This is a genomic window from Microbispora sp. CSR-4 (genome assembly GCF_008033685.1).
Lineage (GTDB): Bacteria > Actinomycetota > Actinomycetes > Streptosporangiales > Streptosporangiaceae > Microbispora.
The window spans coordinates 1-831 of the sequence record NZ_VJVX01000208.1 but is presented as its reverse complement, the minus strand read 5'-3'; the positions used below and the strand labels follow the sequence as shown (position 1 = coordinate 831).

The 831-nt window shown below is 72.0% G+C and carries 1 protein-coding gene; it reads right to left on the bottom strand.

What is annotated here, in order from left to right; genetic code table 11:
- On the bottom strand, positions 1-831 hold an 831-nt coding region (locus FLV34_RS39470), incomplete at both ends, for a DUF222 domain-containing protein (RefSeq protein WP_147945609.1).

The window sequence follows — 831 nt, the reverse complement described above, 5'->3', positions numbered from 1 at the left end:
AGCCTCGCCGGTGTCGAACTCCTCCGGGATGTCGGGGTCGTCAGCGCCGCCCGCAGCGCCGGGGTCGCCCAACGCGCCGGAAACGGTGTCATCGGCCCGCCTCAGGTCGTCGGCGCTTCCGGTGGCGTTGGTGTCGTCGGCGCTCTCCGCACCGGCATCTGCCTCAGCCTCGGCATTGTCGAGGTCGTCGGCCTGGCCGGGTGCAGGGTCGCCCGTGTCGTCCCGGCCTTCCCCGAAGCCCCCGGCATCCCGCGCGTCTTCGACATGGTCGGCGGTGTCGTCGGCCTGGCCCGGCTCGTCAGTGGTCCCGGCGATGTCGAGGGCGTAGTCGCTGGGGGCGCTGTCGCCGAGGTCTGCGAAGTGGTCGCTGACGTCGTCATCGGCGGCAGGGTCAGCAGGGTCTTCGGTGGCCGGGTCGGCCTGGCTTGGCTCGTCAGTGCATCCGGCAGGGTCGGGGACGTAGTCGCTGGGGGCGCTGTCGCCGAGGTCTGCGAAGTGGTCGCTGACGTCGTCGTCGGTGGCCGGGTCGGCGGGGTATGGGTCGTCGGCGGTGGGGTCGGTGGTTTCGGGGTCGGTGGGGAGGGATTCAGCGCTGACCACGACGAGGAGCTCGGCGGCGATCTTCTGCTCCAGCAGGGCGATCAGCGCGTCCGCCTGACGTACCGTCAGCGGGCGGTCATCCCCCTGTGCCCTCAGCTTGGCGTACGCCTGCAACAACGCCATCAACCGGGCGCCGGCCTCACGCGGCAGGTAGAACTCCCCTTCCACGCCGCCGCCCTTGCCCGGGCGGACCCGCAGGAACCGCCGCCCGTAATCGGCCCGCTCATCCCG